The sequence below is a fragment of the Martinezella lusitana genome (genome assembly GCF_014207095.1).
Classification (GTDB): domain Bacteria; phylum Pseudomonadota; class Alphaproteobacteria; order Rhizobiales; family Rhizobiaceae; genus Rhizobium; species Rhizobium lusitanum_B.
Window position 1 is genome coordinate 49,106 of the sequence record NZ_JACHBG010000024.1, and the last position, 18,523, is coordinate 67,628.

Annotated in this window: 16 protein-coding genes and 3 pseudogenes; 11 read left to right on the plus strand and 8 right to left on the minus strand. The window is 57.1% G+C overall.

Annotated elements, in window-relative coordinates; genetic code table 11:
* Window positions 1-44: 44 nt before the first annotated feature.
* From GGD46_RS28575 to GGD46_RS28590, 4 genes and pseudogenes are all read right to left on the minus strand, one after another.
* A pseudogene (locus tag GGD46_RS28575) lies at window positions 45-1,121 on the minus strand (RHE_PE00001 family protein); the annotation flags it as partial.
* Window positions 1,122-1,381: 260 nt separating this feature from the next.
* A complete protein-coding gene (locus GGD46_RS28580) occupies window positions 1,382-2,311 on the minus strand; it encodes a TRADD-N-associated membrane domain-containing protein (protein ID WP_004119876.1) in 930 nt (309 codons plus the stop codon).
* Window positions 2,312-2,382: 71 nt separating this feature from the next.
* Window positions 2,383-3,309 (minus strand): hypothetical protein, encoded by a 927-nt coding sequence (locus GGD46_RS28585; protein ID WP_004119873.1) that lies wholly within the window; start codon window positions 3,307-3,309, stop codon window positions 2,383-2,385.
* Window positions 3,306-3,683: a Rap1a/Tai family immunity protein gene (locus GGD46_RS28590; RefSeq protein ID WP_004119872.1), complete on the minus strand. Its 378-nt coding sequence runs from the start codon at window positions 3,681-3,683 to the stop codon at window positions 3,306-3,308. Before GGD46_RS28590 ends, GGD46_RS28585 begins: the two co-directional genes overlap by 4 nt.
* 510 nt (window positions 3,684-4,193) lie before the next feature.
* On the opposite strand from GGD46_RS28590, the gene GGD46_RS28595 reads away from it, so the two are divergent.
* From GGD46_RS28595 to GGD46_RS28610, 4 genes and pseudogenes are all read left to right on the plus strand, one after another.
* Window positions 4,194-4,553 (plus strand): hypothetical protein, encoded by a 360-nt coding sequence (locus GGD46_RS28595; protein ID WP_028755196.1) that lies wholly within the window; start codon window positions 4,194-4,196, stop codon window positions 4,551-4,553.
* A gap of 592 nt (window positions 4,554-5,145) precedes the next feature.
* A complete protein-coding gene (locus tag GGD46_RS28600) occupies window positions 5,146-6,063 on the plus strand; it encodes a recombinase family protein (protein ID WP_004119867.1) in 918 nt (305 codons plus the stop codon).
* A gap of 285 nt (window positions 6,064-6,348) precedes the next feature.
* Window positions 6,349-6,801: pseudogene (locus GGD46_RS28605) on the plus strand (DUF4172 domain-containing protein); the annotation flags it as partial.
* Between the two features lie 140 nt (window positions 6,802-6,941).
* Window positions 6,942-7,145: a cold-shock protein gene (locus GGD46_RS28610; RefSeq protein ID WP_004119863.1), complete on the plus strand. Its 204-nt coding sequence runs from the start codon at window positions 6,942-6,944 to the stop codon at window positions 7,143-7,145.
* Here GGD46_RS28610 and GGD46_RS34080 read toward each other — a convergent pair.
* The 4 genes and pseudogenes from GGD46_RS34080 to repA form a co-directional block, all read right to left on the minus strand.
* A pseudogene (locus GGD46_RS34080) lies at window positions 7,094-7,679 on the minus strand (GNAT family N-acetyltransferase). The gene GGD46_RS28610 and the pseudogene GGD46_RS34080 sit on opposite strands and share 52 nt — an antisense overlap.
* A 114-nt stretch (window positions 7,680-7,793) precedes the next feature.
* Window positions 7,794-9,008, minus strand: coding sequence for a plasmid replication protein RepC (gene repC, locus GGD46_RS28615; RefSeq protein WP_004119862.1), 1,215 nt, complete (start codon window positions 9,006-9,008; stop codon window positions 7,794-7,796).
* A 161-nt stretch (window positions 9,009-9,169) separates the two neighbouring features.
* Complete coding sequence (gene repB / locus GGD46_RS28620; protein ID WP_004119861.1) at window positions 9,170-10,144, minus strand: plasmid partitioning protein RepB; 975 nt, start codon at window positions 10,142-10,144, stop codon at window positions 9,170-9,172.
* A 59-nt stretch (window positions 10,145-10,203) separates the two neighbouring features.
* Window positions 10,204-11,424, minus strand: coding sequence for a plasmid partitioning protein RepA (gene repA, locus GGD46_RS28625; protein WP_028755142.1), 1,221 nt, complete (start codon window positions 11,422-11,424; stop codon window positions 10,204-10,206).
* A 378-nt stretch (window positions 11,425-11,802) separates the two neighbouring features.
* Between repA and traI the strand changes: the two genes are divergently transcribed.
* Genes traI through trbL form a run of 7 tightly spaced genes read left to right on the plus strand, consistent with a single transcriptional unit; the run spans window position 11,803 to window position 18,504 of the window.
* A complete protein-coding gene (gene traI, locus GGD46_RS28630; RefSeq protein WP_004119859.1) occupies window positions 11,803-12,441 on the plus strand; it encodes an acyl-homoserine-lactone synthase TraI in 639 nt (212 codons plus the stop codon).
* Window positions 12,438-13,415 carry a P-type conjugative transfer ATPase TrbB gene (gene trbB / locus GGD46_RS28635; RefSeq protein ID WP_004119858.1) on the plus strand — a complete coding sequence of 326 codons (978 nt, stop codon included), beginning with the start codon at window positions 12,438-12,440 and terminating at the stop codon, window positions 13,413-13,415. Before traI ends, trbB begins: the two co-directional genes overlap by 4 nt.
* Window positions 13,405-13,788 (plus strand): TrbC/VirB2 family protein, encoded by a 384-nt coding sequence (locus tag GGD46_RS28640; RefSeq protein ID WP_004119857.1) that lies wholly within the window; start codon window positions 13,405-13,407, stop codon window positions 13,786-13,788. The genes trbB and GGD46_RS28640 overlap by 11 nt, the downstream gene beginning before the upstream one ends.
* Window positions 13,781-14,080 (plus strand): conjugal transfer protein TrbD, encoded by a 300-nt coding sequence (locus tag GGD46_RS28645; protein ID WP_004119854.1) that lies wholly within the window; start codon window positions 13,781-13,783, stop codon window positions 14,078-14,080. Before GGD46_RS28640 ends, GGD46_RS28645 begins: the two co-directional genes overlap by 8 nt.
* Before the next feature lie 9 nt (window positions 14,081-14,089).
* Entirely contained in the window at window positions 14,090-16,546 is a 2,457-nt protein-coding gene (locus GGD46_RS28650; protein ID WP_004119853.1) for a conjugal transfer protein TrbE, read from the plus strand.
* On the plus strand, window positions 16,518-17,321 hold the full coding sequence (trbJ, locus tag GGD46_RS28655) for a P-type conjugative transfer protein TrbJ (RefSeq protein WP_004119852.1): 804 nt from the start codon (window positions 16,518-16,520) through the stop codon (window positions 17,319-17,321). The genes GGD46_RS28650 and trbJ overlap by 29 nt, the downstream gene beginning before the upstream one ends.
* A gap of 4 nt (window positions 17,322-17,325) precedes the next feature.
* Entirely contained in the window at window positions 17,326-18,504 is a 1,179-nt protein-coding gene (trbL, locus tag GGD46_RS28660) for a P-type conjugative transfer protein TrbL (RefSeq protein WP_004119851.1), read from the plus strand.
* Window positions 18,505-18,523: the final 19 nt, after the last annotated feature.

Below are 18,523 nucleotides of genomic sequence, written 5' to 3' on the forward strand. Positions count from 1 at the left end.
GAAAAAATTAACATGGTCAAGCTAGAAGAATGTATTCGGCTAATTCACAGGACGCTCCAGGCGCGAAACCTCCCCCGCCCCGTCATCTCGCGCAATCCGAGCTCGCCAACGATCCGCCGCGCCGCCTGCGGCGTGACGCCCAGCGTCGTTACGACCATCTTAGCCGACACCAGCGGTTTCGCCATCACCAGCTCGACCAGCTCCGGCAGTTTTGACGACGTCCGGCGCCCGTCCAGTTTTCGGTCCATCATCGTTTTCACCAGCGTCAGCCGATCATGCTCTTTCAGCCCGATCTCGGCGGCCGCGACCAGTCCATGGGCGATGGCGAGCAGCCGGGTTTCTCGATCGCGATGTCGGCGCCGATCGACGGGAATGGTTTTTAGTCCGAGATTGATGGCTGCGAGATGTGCGGCCGTGGTGACACCGGCCTGGCGGAGGATCGAGGCGGCCAACAGTCGTCCAAGCCAGGGCGCGTGCTGCAGCACCGCAATCTCGTTCCAGGCATCGAGGGCGACAATCGCCTGCAGCACCGCCGGCAGATCATCGGTCTGCCGCAACACGTTGCGCCACTCGCCCAGCCGCGCGTCCTCGTCCCAATCGAGATCGTAGATCATGGGATCTTTTTCTTGCGCGCCGGCCCGTCCGGACCGTGCGTTCTCGATCGCCGCCTCGGACCGGGCCAGCAGCGCATCAATGGCGGCATAATCGACGCCAGGCAGATCTTTGGCGTCGTCAGCATCGTCCCCCTCCCCTATCGGCTCGACAGCGACAGGCCGCTTGGCGGCGGCGCCCGACTCAGCATCATCGGCCCTGACCGATGTCACATCCGAGGTTTGCCTGAGCGTGCGAATGCCGTCGGGCGACAGTGCCCAGACCGGTGGTTGCGCGGCAATGCGTCGCCGGGTGCGCAACGCGTCGCGGGCGATTGTCAGTTCATGGGTGGGTGTGCGAATATCGCGGGTGTCGTCGTGGAGGACGAGGTCTTCGAGGTGAACAAGTTCGCCGTCGATCCACAGCGAGGCGCAGGCGTCGGCAAAGTGCGACCGTTCGATCCACCCCTGTCCGACCGCGGAGCGGGCGATGCGCTCGTCGAGACGCGCCAACTCAATGCCGGCTCGAAAAGTGTGGCTTCTACTTTGTTATTTCAAATGGGAAAACTTCATATGTCTGTTAGGTTTAGCCGATAAATGAAGGGCGATTTTCCGCTAACGATTTCACTGAAACGTCTCTTTGCCAAAACGATTTCAAGATCGAACATCAATGTCGGCTCGCTCGATCGAGGGAGAGCAGTGGTCGGCGTCGTCAAAGGCGTGCCGCGCTTATGCAAAGGTGCGACGTGCAGCTTCATCACGCTGGCAAGCATTACGCGTAGTCGGTCGCGCTACTCGGCGGCTGGCTCGGGTTGCGTTCTGGTGCGCCTTGCCGCTGGCTTCTTTGCCGCTGGGTCCGGAAGGTAAGCGGGCGCGGTCGTGCTGCGTTCCGCTACAATGAATATCAGCCTGTCCACGGCCTTCGCCCTTTCCTTTCCCTCTGGCAAGGACTCGGCAAGATGGATTGCCAAAAGCGTGTCCTGCATTTGCGCCAGACGGGAGAAGAAGAAATTAAGCTGAATCAGGCTTCGGTTATAGAGATAGAAATAGCCTCCGCCGATGAATTGAAGCAGTACACCCGCTAAGGGAACGATATATGCCGTCCCATCGCTTCGGCCCGAGGAGAACGCCCACCACGTACCCCCAATGATCGTCCCGAAACCGGCAACGATGGCGGTCAGGCTGGCAGTGTAACTCCTGCGCGCCTGACTTTTGTTCATGATGTAGTATTCGATCAGCTGACGGAGGTTCGCTTTGATGCCCTGAATAATGTCGTCGTCGGACTTGGCAGCGCTTTCGGTTTGCGGCGCCATCTTGGCATCGCCGCCCGCGCCTCCAGACTGCGCGTCGAGCAAGGGAGTGAAGCTGGATGCCCACGCCCTGAGAAGCTGGTCGTCGCTGTCACGATCTACGATTGCCTTGAGCTTATCACGGTCGATCACGCTGAAAGCGACCATCACGAGCATGAACAGGGCGAAGACGACCCCTATAGTGATGCCCGGCTGAAGGTCGTGCGGCTTATATTCATAGCCTTGCACGAACACGTGGCTTGTTGCCAAATAGAAGACGACATAGAAGCTTCCGGCAATGGTCAAAATGGAAATGATTGCGACCGCCCAGCGAACCTTCGGCGAGTACCGAAGGACTTCAACGATTACGAGGATGACGGTAAGAATAAGCTGATACATGAAGCCCCCGCCGAACAAATTCGCGACAGTCATCTGTACTCTCTCAACCTTTACGAATCGTGCCTATACAACCCTGGCGCGGAATAAATCGAGCGGGCGCGTCGTCACTTCAATGGCGGCAGCGTCATGCCCTTAATGCTATCGGCCACGGTCGGCCGCTTCCGCTTCCCGTCCGCGTAGGGATCTGGCAGAGCCCGTGCGGCCTTCTTCACGGCCTCGATGTCATAGCCGACCGGACGGCCAAGCAGGAACATCTCCACAAATCGGTCAACAAGCGACTGGTCTGCCAAAAGATTGGCTTTGACCGCCTTGCGGAAGGACGCGATATCCGAACCATTGGTCAGGTAGCCCAGATTCCGTGCCTCGGTGAGGTGCTCATCAACCCTCTTCTGAACGCCCTTGCCCATGCAAAATGCACGGACGTAACGCACTAGCGACGTGAACAGCAGCTCCTCGCTATGCATGAGGAGCAGCTTGTCTTTCAGGACTGCTCGGAACGCACCGATAAGCTCGCTCTTCTCGAAGACGTGCCGGTAAAACCGGACCACAGAATCCTCCGCATCGCCTGCCGTAACTTTGTTTTGGGGCGCGGCCAATATGTAGAATGGCGCGCGGGTCGTGACATGAATTTCTTTCACGAGATGAAAGCTGAAACAGGCCAGCGAGATGACGCACAGGTTATTGGCCGTGGCTATGTTGATCGCGCGCAGTCTCTCTGTGATCTCGGCCCAGCTGCAATCCTCGTTCGAGGCGACGATATGAATACCCATGTCCTCATCGCCATGGGTATCGAAATGGATGATCGGCAGCAGGCCGTCTTCAACCACCTTCGCCACATAATCCAAGAATCCCAGAAGATCAGCGGCGCTCTTCGGCTCAAATTTCATGAAGAAGATCTGGTTGGCCTGCAACAAGGGTTCCAAATCTTCGAGGACGCGGAGGGTCACCCCGTGCTCGCTCTCATGCAGGGACGTGATCCAGATCACGGAATTTACGCTCACATGGGATTGGATAGTCGCGGTCTTGGTCATTGGTCGCAAGGCCATGCAGCTTTATAGGGAGCCATCAACGAACGCTCGGCCGGCCAGGTTCCCTTCTCGGGATGCGTCGTCACCCAGTCGCAGCCAATCACGATGGCGCGGGCGACATTGGCGCCCTTCGGGATGCAGAATTTCCCGAGAATGCTCTCCCGAGCGATCCCGAGCATTTGCTCGTCCTTCATGCCCATCTTAACGACGCTATCGAATACAATCTCATCCTCGCGCCATTTCTCCATGAAGCCCATGACGTAATTTCCGGCAAGTGTGATGCTGCTCTTGCAGTCGCGCGCCAAATCCTGGGCCATCATAGCATTGGCGCCGGTCGCAAAAAGGGCGGCTGCAGCCGCCAGTATCATCCGTTTCATGATCTTCCCCAACCCAAGTTGGGGGCAGATTATCGAGTGCAACCGGTAACTGCAACAGGGTCAATTCGCTTGCTTCCCTTGGTTTTTCTTCACGTACCCGTGGCCGTGCGCAGTTGTCCGATGCACCTCGAGCTTGACGCCAAGACCGCCCTGCTCGCGCTGACGCAGTTCAATGGTAAAGAACTTTCGGTACCGTCCTTTGATGGGCGCGGCGATGAAAAGTGCATGTTCCACCGCCGATTGGGATGAAAATCGGAATTGCTAAGTGGTGGCGCAGCCAATGGAAACGGCGCATCTTTCTTTCATCACCGAGCTAGTGCCGGAGCCGCCAAGCCACCGTCCTCATGGGAGTTGATGGCCGCCGGTCTGCAACGCGACCGCATGAGCCGCGACGACGGCAACCGAGCATCTTGAGGAGCAGGTTCGGACGCTGAATCAGGGACGGCGACAAATGTAACTCATCTTATATTTTCCACGCGTCGGGCATTCCGCCCTTAGAAAGGACCTGACATGCATGAAATTTATCAGAACGGAAAGCCGATCGGCCTCACTTTCAGCGACCGCGAGGTGGCCAAAGCCATAGCCCGCGACATGCAGAGGGAGGGCGCCAAAAACGTCGAAATGCGGCCGTTTAAGCGCCGAAATCACTGGTATAATTGGCGCGCAAACGGGCGCAACGTGGCGTCTTATCTCGCCTCGTTACGCCCTGCCGCGCCACTTAGGAGGCCTTGTGATCCCGATAGAGCAATACTTATCTGGTCAGAGGCGGTACAAAATCTGATCGTTCCAGAAACCATCGAGGCTACACAACTCCCCACGCCCGGAACCTCCCCTCCCTACCATCTGCATATCAATGAAATTCTTAGCTAAAAGCGACACCCACGTACCCCTTTTATCCGGGAATGTTGGCCGTTTCCATCTCGTTACCCATATGAATTAACGTTGTTCTTTTCCAGAACAGAAGCTATTTAAGCCATTGCTTCCGTCACTCGGGACGGCGCCGTGGATGGGCAATCACTTCCGATAAGTACTGCGTATCGATAGGTGATGGTTTTTGGCGGCAAGAGATAGCGTATTTGTCCGTGAGAATTGGCGGAAAAGCCGCAAATCCGGGCCCCTTGAGGGCTTTTCATTTTGGGTCGCTGGAAATTCTGCCTGATTGAGCGGAAATAACGCGTGCTGAACCGGTCGAGCTCTTCCCCTCCCCGACCGCCTCTCGGCGTCAGAACCTCATCAAAAAGCCGGAGCCGGAGCGACCTCTTCCGAAATAGCCGATTTCCCTGCGTTTTCGCCATAGATGCCCGCTGACGTGCGTTCTCGGGCGGCGATGGGTCGATGCCTGCCTCACGTCATAGAACGCTCTCTATCGCCTCCCATTTTTGTCATAAAACACGCTTGCAAATCCCCATTTTCTCATGCATTCATTATCTGTACAAAGGCCATCAAAAAAGAGCCAGAACGAATGCCCCAGGTTGCAATCGCCAGCTCCCCCTCTCCGCGGCCCCGGCTGATCGGATACGCCCGGGTTTCGACTGACGATCAGCTCAACGATGCCCAGGTCGATGAGTTGCGCGCCGCCGGCTGCGATCGCATTCATCAGGAGCACGGATCCGGGTTATCCCGCACAAGACCGGTGCTCACCAAAGTGCTGAAGGATCTCACCTCTGGCGACGTGCTAGTCGTCGTTCGTCTCGATCGCTTGGCCCGATCAGTCAGCCATCTGCTTCACGTGATTGAAGACCTCGAAAAGCGCGGAGTTCATTTCCGCTCGCTGCGCGATCCGATCGATACGTCCACGCCGCAGGGAATGTTTTCCTTGCAGGTGCTCGGCGCCGTCGCCCAGCTTGAGCGCGCCCTGATCGCCGAACGAACCAAAGCTGGCATCAAGGCTGCGAAAGCCAGAGGGAAGCTTCCCGGAAATCCCGGTCTGCGCGAGCGCCGACCGGAGGCGATCAAGGCGGTGTCGAAAGCACGCGAGAAACTTTATCTCGACGAACTGATTTCGTCGGCACAGACCTGGCTGCCGACCGTGAGGCAGCTCAGGCCACAGCATAGTTGGGACAACGTCGTGCGCGTCCTTAACCGTCGCGGTCATCACTGGACGGTCCAACGATTACGCCGCGCGGTGCATCGGATGGTTCGTGAGAAGCTTGCAGAGCCAGAGCTGCTGGCCCGCTCACCGCGCCGCGCGCCCGAAGATCATTTGATGAAGTTGGTCGCCGCGATCACCATCGCCGACCCCAGTTTGTCGCTGCGCGACATTGCCGCGCAACTGGATCAGATGGGGGAACGGCCGGCGCGTGGTGGCAGGAGGTGGCAGCCCTCTTCCGTTAGGGCGCTGTTGGACGAGGCACATCGCTTCGGGTTAGTTCGTCCTTGACTAGCTGATTCATAAGGGAGCGCCCGCGCTTTTTGCCCCGCGAGCTTCCTTTCCCGGCGGAGATCTCCTTCCAATCCGTGCTTGCCACGACCTGTTCGGCCAACCCCGCCAAGGTGGATTTCCTCCTCCACCTGACGCCCGTCCGGTTCAATGGTGTAGCCGGTCATCATTGTTCCTTCTGCCAACGACCGAGGTGGTTTCTCGTCTCGAACCCGCATGATGGTATGCCGGCTCGTCACGATCTTTCTTCAGCGCGGCGACCTGCTGGGCTGCTTGTTCGGCCCTCAAAAGTCGCTCGCGCAAAACATCGGGCAACCGAGCCTGATCTCGCTTGCATATACGATCAAAAGGAGCCGCAAGGCTTATTACGGAGAGCTCGAAACAAATCAGCGTAAGCTCGATATAATCGAAAGGCTCATCTACTCTACTTCTTGCAAACCATTCTCGATGCGCAGCAGACGACTCTCACGCGCGTTGCGTTTTATATCCGCAAGGCAAAGTTCTATGAACGGTTCCGCGACCAGTTCAACAATCGCCAAGGCGATCTCCCGCATGTTCCGCGAAGGGATTGAAGGCTTCAAAGGTGGCCTGAGCGCGGAAAATTACATCTCGATCACAGGGGCTTCCCGGGCAACGGCGACTCGAGACCTTCATGATATGGTGGAGAAGGGGGCAATGAACCGCAGCGGTGAACGCCGACATACGCGTTACACCTTAAACCTGCCGGAGCCAGAGTGATAGAAACAACGGCTGGGGCACGGCCTTTCGTCCACTCTATCCAAAGAGCGCGACATCACTCGGCGGAAGCAGACTGGCTTGATTCTTGCTGTGGCTGGTCGTTAGTTTGCTGCCTAAACTGCGAAGACACGAGGATTGTTATGCCAACTGGCAAGGTTAAGTTCTTCAACGCCGATAAAGGCTTTGGTTTCATCACGCCGGAAAGCGGAGGAGGCGACGTTTTCGTGCATGTCACCGCCCTGCAATATGGCGATTATCTCAGAGAGGGACAGTCCGTTTCCTACGATCTCGGTCAGGATCGGAAGACCGGCAAGTTAAAGGCGGAAAACGTCAGACCGCTCTGAGGCCAATTGACCGGAGCGGCGGCAACGGGCTCAAAAGCGCCTCGGGGCCACCTGCTCTTAAATTGCGAGATCTCGGCCTGTGCCAAAGGCGCAGCGCCCAACTTCTTGGCCCGGTCGAAGGGTGTCACATCCAGAAGCGGAACGTCTATGAGACTAGCATAGCCCTCAAACCCCATCTTGGTGCAATAGCAAGACTCATGATGTTATCGGCACGTACGGTCGCATTGATGAATTTCGAACACGAGTTCTTCGGCTGTTGTCCGAGTTGCGGTAAAAAGAGCTGTCGACGCTGGATATCTTTGGGTTCGCGCGTGCAAATGTAGGGATGTCGACAAAACGGTGGATCGCCGTACAGGCTTAACAACTGACAGCCGACAAGCAGCCGATCGTAACTTGCGATCAATAAACCACTCCGCGAACCCCGCGGCCGAAAGCAGCGTCTCCAGCGCCGTTGTTCCGCCGGCGCGGATGTCCGGATGATTTCGTTCAGAAGGCTACACAGCTCTTTGCATCCGAGGTTACGGCCCTTCGAATATGCTGTTTTCAGCGACCCCACTTTAGATTGATAGCTTATCGGCGATACTCGGGAGACCACAAGCCAGGATCTCACCTTGCTGCGGTCTCCAAACAGCATCAGCTTTTTGCAGCTCATGATGCTCTCCGGCCTGGCGAACCATTCGTTCGCATCAGCGCCATCAACATCGGCCCAAGTGAAAACTCTCCGCGTTCTGCCTTGCGGGTGAGGTCACGCAAATAACCGCCCGCATTGTTGATGTGCCCTGCCCTTTCGAGGATGCAGGCCATCACGGCCGCAGCATTCTCGGCACCGAGTGCCTCACAGGCATTCTGGTAGGCACTCGGACTGACGGCCAGCATCGATCGCACGACCACCGCGGCTGACATGAGATCGCGCCAACTCCCGACCGCCCCGCCCGGCCCGTAATTCGAAATCTCAGGGCAGGCCTGCAAGACCATTCCCAGTGGAAAAGCCTTTATCGGCTCTCGCATTCGCCCAATGTCTGGGTTCGATTTCGCCCCCTGCTCTGTTTCAGAGCGAGGTTCAAATTCATTGCTGGATTCGGGTTTTGAATTCTGTATGTGACGTCCAATTTGGACATCATTGGTATCTGTTTTTTGAGAATCTTCCTGAAATTCCAGTTGGTTGATGATCTCTTCACGCAACATTCGCATTTCGTCGAGGACGGATTCAATATCTTTGAGGGTTGGGGAGCGGGGGATGCCTGCGAGCAGCTGCACGTAGTAGCCCTCCAGCTTTTCCCAATCGCCAGAAGCGCCCTCTTCTATCGCAGCCGTCAGCAGCTTACGAACGTCACGACGGCAGATCGTCAGTGCTTCCTTGGCGCTGCGGAAGTGCCGGCGCTCGGCTGCTATCTGCTGTGCGAGCTGCGCAAGCTCTTCGGCGCGAGCAAGCAGCGGCGCGAGGCTGAAGCCGAACGCATCTTCGATCTGGCCGCCATTGTCCTTTCGGGCGTATCGTTTGCCATTAGCACTGTCTTTGCGCTGGATCAGTCCAGCATCGACGAGTGCAGCAAGGTGGCGGCGCAATGTCGTGCCAGCAATACCATGCGCTCGAACGGAAAGCTGTTCATTTGATGGGAACACCACCAGGCCGCGCTCTTCCGAAAGCTCATTGTCGGGATAGAAGGTCAAGAGCGCATCAAGAACGGCAAGGGCGCGGTCCTGAATGCCGAGCACTGCCCTCGCCTCCGAGGCATCGCGAAAGATCTTCCATTTGTCGGCCGTCTTACCTGGCCGCATCTCAGCCGTTTTCATTTGCCCTCTTACCTGGGCAAGCGATATCGGCCGCCGCCCGAAGGGCGTCGTCACACTTCCAATCTGCATTTTTTCTCTCACCTTAATTGAGGCAAAAGAGATCCGCCCGCCAAATCGACGGTTACGACTCTTGACAGGGATTCGTGGAAATGCGATTCTCAATCTTGCTTAGGGAATACGAGAAGGGCTTCCACGACTTGGTCGTTTGGGGGCCTTTTTCTTTTGCGGCTTCAGTCTCCTTTGCTTCCCTCCTTCAGGAATTGCTCGTAGAGCGCATCCAAATTGCGGGAAAGATATTCTCCGAAACGGCCAGCATTCTTCGCCTTCATCGAGAGCGAGAAAGCTTTGCCCGTATTCTTGATTTCGGCCTGCACTGCCTTGTCCCGGGGCTGCCACTTCGCCTTTTGAGTCGAAACCTCCGCCTTCCTCACGGGCCGCGCTGTTCTGTTGAGCGCCTTGTACAGAGATGAAAAGCGTTCATCGGACGGCAATGCGTCGAAGCCGTCCGTGCTCAAAACTTCTGACACTTTGCCGCTATTGGCGAATTTTCCGACTAGAAGTGAAAGCTCTATCCAGCGCTCTCGGCCCACACCGGGAGCCGACCCGATTTTTTCTATGACGTTAGCCGAGATGCGCTCTGCCACCGTCATCATCTTCGAGACCGAAGCCGCATTCGCGGACAATGCCAAGGAAATCACCTCTCGGCCGTAACCAAGATCATCCAGGCGCTTGGCAAATAACGCCCTTTCGATAAAAGAGAGATTCGCGCGCGCGGAATTTTCCTGCCCTTGAGCAATGACATGGGAACGGTCGTCGATTGCCTTGACAATAGCCCGGACTTTTCTGCCGAGGTCCCTTGCTGCCCTTACCCGTCTGTGGCCGAAGACAACCTGATAAAGACCATCGACCTTTGTATGGGGCCGCACGAGAATAGGCGTATCCTGCCCACGTACCCTAATTGCCTCTAGCAGATCTTGATACTCGCCGTCGTCGTCTGATATCCGATCCTTTACGAAGGAGCCTTCAATTTGTGCCGGATCAAGTTCGATAATTGCCTCGCCTTCGAGATATTTGTCAGCCTGCTTTGCCAGCTCGTCCAGCGAACGCACGAGAGATTTGCCTGCGCCTCGCATTGGATATGCAGGTGCCGTGCCGCTATCTTCATGCAGGTCAGCAAGTCCCTCGAGCAGATTTTTCCGTGCCATCTCATTTGCTCCGAGCAGCCGTTAGCTGCTTGTTTTTCCGCATAAAACGTTCGTTTTTGTCAGCTGACAAATCGACGTCCCCATGACTCGTGAACGAGGCCGGCAATTTCAGCATTCACTGCATCCAACGATTCCATCGCACGGTCATACGTGCCTCTATTCATGGATGCCCGATCGACTTCGTACAGAGTTTGCTTGGTAATTCCGGCATCTGAAACCGCCGTCGACTTCACCATCTGGTTCTTTAGTATGAACTCGTTGAACATCGTGGACATAAAGCCGACCATCTGGGCTTGCGGAACATCGGTCGGCTCGTAGCGCGTAATCAAGTATCTGTACCAGGAGAGGTTCACTTCCGCACCAGCGGCACGGATCGGCTTTAGGATTCCACCAAGCATCAGAAGGAACTGACCCATCGACATCACGTCGAGCATCTGCGGATGGATTGTTATCAGAACACTTGTAGCTGCGGTCAGTGCGGTCAGCGTCAAATATCCGAGCTGCGGTGGACAGTCGACGACGACGACATCATAACGATCGTCGACCTCAGCCAAAGCCCGCGATATGCGGGTGAAAAACGTTTTGCCTTCATTAGAAGACTTATCAGACATCGCAAGCGGCGTGTCATATTCATACTCCTGCAAATCGAGGTTTGCAGGGACAATGTCCAATCCAGGAAAATTAGTGGTCTGGATGATCTCCGAGATCGGCTTTCTCGCACCATCATAGCGAATGGCATCATAGATGGACGCGATCTGATCGAGCTCCGGTTGGAAGCCGTGCAGAGACGAAAGGGATGCTTGAGGGTCGAGGTCTACGGCAAGGACGCGATGCCCCGTCAATGCCAGGTACTGCGCTAAATGCGCGGCGGTCGTGGTTTTCCCCGAGCCCCCTTTGAAGTTGACTACAGCAAGCACCTGCAGCTTTTCACCGCCGCGCCGGTGGGGAACATACATGCGGTTGTCGGATCGACCGTGCGTATCCAGATATTGACGCAGTTCCAACATCTGTTCGGCGGTGTAGGAGCGACGACCGGAGGACGATGTTTGAGGGGAGGGGCCCTTTCCGTCCAGATGCAGCTTTTTCAATGTGCTCTGCGATACGCCGACATAGGTCGCGACCTCCGCCAGCGAGAAGCTTCGCAATGTCTTTTTCGCGTTGGGCGGGAATCGTTGTACGCTAAGTAGGTGCAGCTTTTTCGAGATCAAATCACCCTGTTCTAGGATTTGATCTTCAAAGTGCATCGGCATCTTAAGCGAAGCCATCGAATTAGCGTTCATTGTCAGAAATCTTTCAGATAACGGTTTTCGGCCCGATATTGCCACTGAACCGTTATTATGTCCGATTCTCGCGGGCCGGCAAGGAAAATGCGGCTAATAAACTGTTAATAGCCGGGACGCCCCTTGACCTATGGTTAACGCCGCCATCTGTATTTCCCTTGCAAATCCAATCTGTTACCGCTCCGAGTCACAACGTTCGTTGCATATTTGTTCACTGGTGATTCCTACAACTAAGGGAATAACACGCGAGATCAGATCAGCGCGTTGTCGCCCAAAACCGCGCGCGACTCACCAAAATACCTTGTAGGATTCTACAACTGCCCAGCCATTCTAATCCGTGCTGATCTTTGTCGATAAATTTAAGCGACGGAGATCAGTATGAAGGTTGTTGCGATATCGACCAGACATGGGCTTCCTGCACAGCACCTTCTCGAAGCACATCATCGACTTCGAGCTCAAGTGTTTTCAAATCGGTTGGGTTGGGAGGTCGGTGTTCTTGACGGCCGGGAAGCGGACGTCTTCGACGCTCTCCAGCCGACTTACATACTCGCCGTATCGGACAGCGCTCGTGTGGCAGGATGCGCTAGACTCCTGCCGGCCATGGGTCCGACGATGGTGACCCATGTCTTTTCGTCACTGCTAACGCATGGACACCTAAACGCCCATCCAAGTATGATCGAAAGCTCCCGTTTTTGCGTGGACACAACCTTGGTCGATCTTCGCGGAGGAGGCCTCGTCCACGAGGCCACTTTGACCATGTTCGCAGGCATCATCGAATGGTGCATCGCAAATGGGTACACGGAGCTCGTCACGGTGACCGATCTTCGATTCGAGCGGATCCTTGCACGCGTTGGGTGGCACCTATCGCGATTGGGCGAACCAAAGAACATTGGCAAGACAATTGCCGTCGCGGGCACCTTACCGGTGAACGCCGAGACATTCCTGAGGCTTCGTCCATCCAGTTACCGTTCTGAATTCATCTCCCCAGATGGGCAGCGGAAAAGGAGAAATCCATGAACCAGCTCCGCTCTCACCACCGGCTTGTCTGCAAACTTCAAGACGCGCTCGGCCATAAGCTGTGCGCCGCATTGGAAGACGTGGATGTGATCGAAATAATGCTCAATCCGGACGGAAAGCTCTTTATTGAGCGCCTCGCTCACGGCGTTGCGGCGGCCGGCGAAATGTCCCCCGTCGCCGCGGAAACGGTGATCGGAATTGTGGCGCATTTCCTTCAGTCCCAGGTAGACACGAAGCAACCGATCATCTCCGGCGAGCTCCCGATAGGTGGGCACCGCTTCGAAGGCCTTTTACCACCAGCGGTCGCCAAGCCAGCCTTTACGATCCGCCGCCGTGCCCCACGCCTAATTCCGCTGGAAGAATATGTGCGGTCAGGCGCGCTGACGGGATGCCACGCCTTAATGATCCGAAAGGCGATTTCCAAAAGGCGAAACATCATCGTATCCGGGGGCGCCGGTTCTGGCAAAACGACGCTTGCGAACGCGTTGATCGATGAGATCGTCAAATTCGCCCCCGAAGACCGTTTGGTGATCCTCGAAGATACCGCCGAAATTCATTGTTCGGCCGAGAACGCCGTTCTTCTGCATACCAGCGATACCGTTGATATGTCACGATTGCTGAAGAGCACGATGCGACTGCGCCCCGACAGGATTGTCGTCGGCGAAGTCCGCGACGGTGCCGCGTTGACTCTGCTGAAGGCGTGGAACACCGGTCATCCCGGAGGCGTTGCGACAATTCACTCGAACACCGCCATGTCGGCCCTCCGCCGCTTTGAACAATTGACCGCAGAAGCAAGCCAGCAGCCGATGCACGAGGTTATCGGTGAGGCAGTCGACCTCATCATCTCCATTGAACGGACACCGCGCGGGCGACGGGTTCGAGACGTCATCCACATCGAACGGTTCGCGGAGGGCCAATACCAGATCGGTTCAGACCAACTCGATGAGGAAGAGGAGGCCCGTCATGTCGCGTAAGCCTTCGCTCGCCAAGGTCACATTCTCTGTCCTAACGACAGTTCTCGCTTCGCTTGATCCGGCACTCGCCAGTTCGGGCGGTGGCGGACTGCCCTGGGAAGGACCACTGCAGCAGATTCAAGAGTCGATCACCGGACCTGTCGCAGGATACATCGCACTTGCGGCTGTCGCCATAGCCGGCGGCATGCTCATATTTGGTGGGGAGTTGAACGACTTCGCGCGGCGACTTGTATACGTGGTTCTCGTCGCCGGCATTCTGCTCGGTGCCACGACCATTGTGGGCCTGTTCGGCGCGACTGGAGCTTCAATTGGCCTGACGAGGGAGCTGGTCGCCTCGGACGGCTTCCAAGGCGCAGGAGTGACAAATGGCTGAGTCCGCGTCCGGTCTGCAGCGGAACCGCATCCACCGCGCGCTGTCGCGCCCGAACCTTCTGGTGGGCGCGGACCGGGAACTGGTGCTGATCACCGGCTTGGCCGCAGTCATCCTCATCTTCGTCGTTCTTACGATCTATTCGGCGCTCTTCGGCGTTGGCGTCTGGATTGTCATCGTCGGGCTCTTGAGAATGATGGCAAAGGCCGATCCGCTCATGCGACAGGTCTATGTCCGCCATATCTCGTACAAGCATTACTACAAGGCGACCTCCTCGCCGTGGCGCCGGTATTGAGAGGAACGCATGGTCGCTCTCAAACGCTTCCGGGCCCCCGACCCATCCTTTGCTGATCTCGTCCCCTATGCCGGCCTCGTCGACAATGGTGTTCTCCTGTTGAAAGACGGAAGCCTGATGGCCGCCTGGTATTTTGCGGGACCAGATTCAGAGAGCGCCACGGCCCTCGATCGCAACGAACTGTCGCGCCATATCAATACAATCCTCTCGCGGCTCGGGAGCGGCTGGATGATCCAGGTCGAGGCAGTTCGCATCCCGACATTCGACTATCCGTCGGATAATCGTTGTCACTTTCCCGATCCTGTAACTCGCGCGATCGACGCCGAGCGGCGGGCGCATTTCGCCCGCGAACAGGGGCATTTCGAGAGTAAACACGCGCTGATCCTGACCTATCGGCCGCTCGAATCCAAAAAAACGGCGCTCAGCAAATACATCTACTCGGACGAGGTGAGCCGCAAGAAGACCTATGCCGACACGGTGCTGTTCATTTTCAAGAACGCGGTCCGCGAGATCGAGCAGTATTTCGCCAATACGCTTTCGATCCGTCGCATGGAAACGCGGGAGGCTCTCGAGAGGGGAGGGGCGCGGGTTGCCCGCTACGACGAACTGCTCCAATTCGTTCGCTTCTGCATCACTGGTGACAACCATCCGATCCGGCTGCCGGATGTGCCCATGTTTCTCGACTGGATCGCGACCGCCGAGCTTGAACATGGGCTGACCTCAAAGGTTGAAAGCCGCTTCCTCGGTGTCGTCGCGATCGACGGCCTGCCGGCCGAGAGCTGGCCGGGGATCCTCAACAGCCTCGATCTCATGCCGCTAACCTACCGCTGGTCGTCGCGCTTCATTTTTCTCGACGCGCAGGAGGCCAGACAAAAACTGGAGCGGACCCGCAAGAAATGGCAGCAGAAGGTGCGCCCATTCTTCGACCAGCTTTTTCAGACGCAGAGCCGTTCGCTTGATCAGGACGCCATGAACATGGTCGCCGAGACAGAAGAGGCTATCGCCCAGGCTTCGTCGCAGTTGGTCGCATACGGCTATTACACGCCCGTCATCGTTCTCTTCGATCACGATCGTGAAGGACTGCAGGAAAAGGCAGAGTCCATCCGCAGACTTATTCAGGCGGAGGGCTTCGGGGCGCGCATCGAAACGCTCAACGCCACCGATGCCTACCTCGGCAGCCTACCGGGCAATTGGTATTGCAACATCCGCGAACCGCTGATCAATACCAGCAACCTTGCCGATCTCATTCCGCTCAACTCTGTCTGGTCGGGCTCCCCTGTCGCGCCGTGCCCGTTCTACCCGCCGAATTCACCGCCACTGATGCAGGTGGCGAGCGGGTCGACGCCGTTCCGGCTGAACCTACATGTCGACGACGTCGGTCACACACTCATTTTTGGGCCGACCGGTTCGGGCAAGTCGACGCTGCTTGCACTAATCGCCGCGCAGTTCCGGCGCTATGAACGCGCCCAGATCTTCGCCTTTGACAAGGGGAACTCTCTCCTTCCGCTGACCCTTGCCACCGGAGGTGATCACTATGAGATCGGTGGCGACGCTCAAGAAGAGGCGAAGGCGCTGGCCTTCTGCCCGCTGTCGGACCTCTCCAGCGACAGTGATCGCGCATGGGCCGCGGAATGGATCGAGATGTTGATCGCGCTGCAGGGCGTGACCATCACCCCGGACCACCGCAATGCGGTCTCTCGCCAGATTGGCTTGATGGCCAGTGCAGCGGGCCGATCTCTCTCGGACTTTGTAAGCGGCGTACAGATGCGCGAGATCAAGGACGCGCTCCATCACTACACCGTCGATGGTCCCATGGGCCAGCTTCTCGATGCTGAGAAAGACGGACTGTTGCTTGGCTCATTCCAGACCTTTGAGATCGAAGAGTTGATGAACATGGGCGAGCGGAACCTCGTACCTGTTCTCACCTATCTGTTCCGCCGCATCGAAAAGCGCCTCGATGGCTCACCGAGCCTCATCGTCCTAGACGAAGCCTGGCTGATGCTCGGCCATCCGGTCTTCAGGAGCAAGATCCGAGAGTGGCTGAAGGTGCTGCGCAAGGCGAACTGCGCGGTGGTATTGGCCACGCAATCCATTTCCGATGCTGAGCGTTCCGGCATCATCGACGTGTTGAAGGAATCCTGCCCCACGAAAATTTGCCTGCCGAACGGCGCCGCAAGTGAGCCTGGGACCCGCGAGTTCTATGAGCGGATTGGCTTCAACGAGAGACAGATCGAGATCGTTTCGAATGCGATTCCTAAGCGAGAATATTACGTCGCAACGTCCGAAGGCAGGCGGCTCTTCGACATGTCGCTCGGCCCCGTGGCGCTCAGTTTCGTTGGCGCATCCGGCAAGGAAGACCTGAAGCGCATCCGCACGCTCAGTTCCAAACACGGCCGCGACTGGCCGATCCACTGGCTACGAACGAGAGGAGTTCAGGATGCCGCAGCGCTGCTCAACCTCGAATAAATTGCTCACTGGCCTGGCGGCTGTCGCATTGATGGCCGGCACTGTCGTGCCCGCAAATGCTGGAACTGCCACGGGTGCCGCCACCGAGTGGACGCAGGTCCTCAATAATGGCGAGCTGGTCGCTTTGGTCGGGAAGTCCGGCGAGCAGATCCAGAACCAGCTCACCCAGATCAGCCAGCTCGCACAACAGATCGAAACGCAGCTGAATATCTACCAAAACCTCCTCCAGAACACGGCGACGCTTCCGTCGCATATGTGGGGGCAGGTCGAAAGCGATCTCAACCAGCTGCGCAGCATCGTCGACCAGGGCCAGAGCATCTCGTTTTCCATGGGCAATGCGGATGATGTGTTGCAACAACGTTTTCAGAGCTACTCAAGCCTTAAAACCAACCTGCCAGACAATTCGTCGTTTTCTACCACCTATCAGTCCTGGTCCGATACGAACCGGGACACGATCGCCAGCACGCTGAAGGCGGCGAGTCTGACGGCCGAGCAATTCGATAGCGAGGAAGGCACGATGTCCTCGCTGCGGTCCATGTCCGAGACCGCCGACGGGCAGATGAAAGCCCTGCAGGTCGGGCATGAGATCGCCGCGCAACAGGTCGCCCAGATTCAGAAGCTTCGCGGCCTCGTCTCGCAGCAAATGACGATGATGGGCACCTGGCTCCAGACCGAACAGACCGACAAGGACCTTGCGCAGGCGCGGCGTGAGAAATTCTTCAGCGGGACTGCCCCTTCCACCTCCGGCGGCGAAAAGATGAAAGTCGAGTGGTAAGCACATGACAACAATATGTCTTCGGCGGCTCCGCACCGCGATGGTGATTGCCACCTTCTGCATGCTGGCAGCACAGCCGGCAGTCGCCCAAGAAGGTTCAGTGCTGACCTCATTACAGAGCCAGATCACCACGGCCGCAAAGGGGTGGGAAACTACTGTCATGGATGCGGCGAAATCCTTGTTCTGGATCCTCGCGACAATCGAGATTGGCATCGCCGCCGTCTGGCTCGCATTGCAGGCAGCTTCGCTAGACAGCTGGTTTGCCGAGCTTGTCCGGCGGATCATATTCGTCGGCTTTTTTGCCTTCGTTTTGGGACAGGGGCCGGCCTTTGCGAAGGCAGTGGTGGATAGTTTGTTTGAGATTGGGGCTGGAGGCGGCACGGCCTCCCCAGCAGACGTCTTCAATGCTGGACTCGCCGTCGCAACGAAGATGTCGGAAAAGATACAGTTCGGTCTTTTTGAGGACAACGCGTTGGCGATCTCGGCTGCTTTTGCAATGGTCGTCGTCGTCATCTCATTCTCGCTTGTCGCCGCGATTTTCGTGTCGGTCATGGTTGAGATGTATATCGGCCTTCTTGCCGGTATGATCATGCTGGGGCTTGGCGGCTCGTCCTATACAAAGGATTTCGCGGTCCGATATTTGGTCTACGCCTTCTCGGTCGGAATGAAACTCATGGCGCTCGTCATGATCTCGCGTATCGGATCAGAGGTGCTGATCGGGTTGGCAGACCAGCCCGACATTGGCGACCAGTTCCAGACTGCGCTTGCGATCGCTGGTATCGCTGTCGTGGTCTTCATTATCGCCATCTACGTCCCGAACATCATGCAGGGTGTTGTTCAGGGCGCGTCCGTCTCGGGCGGAATGGAGGCAATAAGGCACGGTGGTCAGGCCGCATCGTTTGCGACAGGAGCAGGGTTCCTCGCGGCGGGCGCTGCCGGGGCGGGATTTGCGGCGGCTCAAACCGCGCGCGCCGCGGGGTCATCCGTCGCAGGCGCAATGCTGCGGGGTTTCGGCGCAGGGATCGGCTCGGCAGGAAAAGCGGCGGGCTCGGCTACCAAGGAGAAGGCCATCGGCTCTCCCGGTGCCTACGCCGGGTCTATCCTAGGCCTTGCTAACGCCAAGCTGGATCAGGCGCGCAGTGGGCACAGCGGACCAAAGCCACTTCCCGAACTTAAAGACTAATAGCAATCAGAAAGTGATC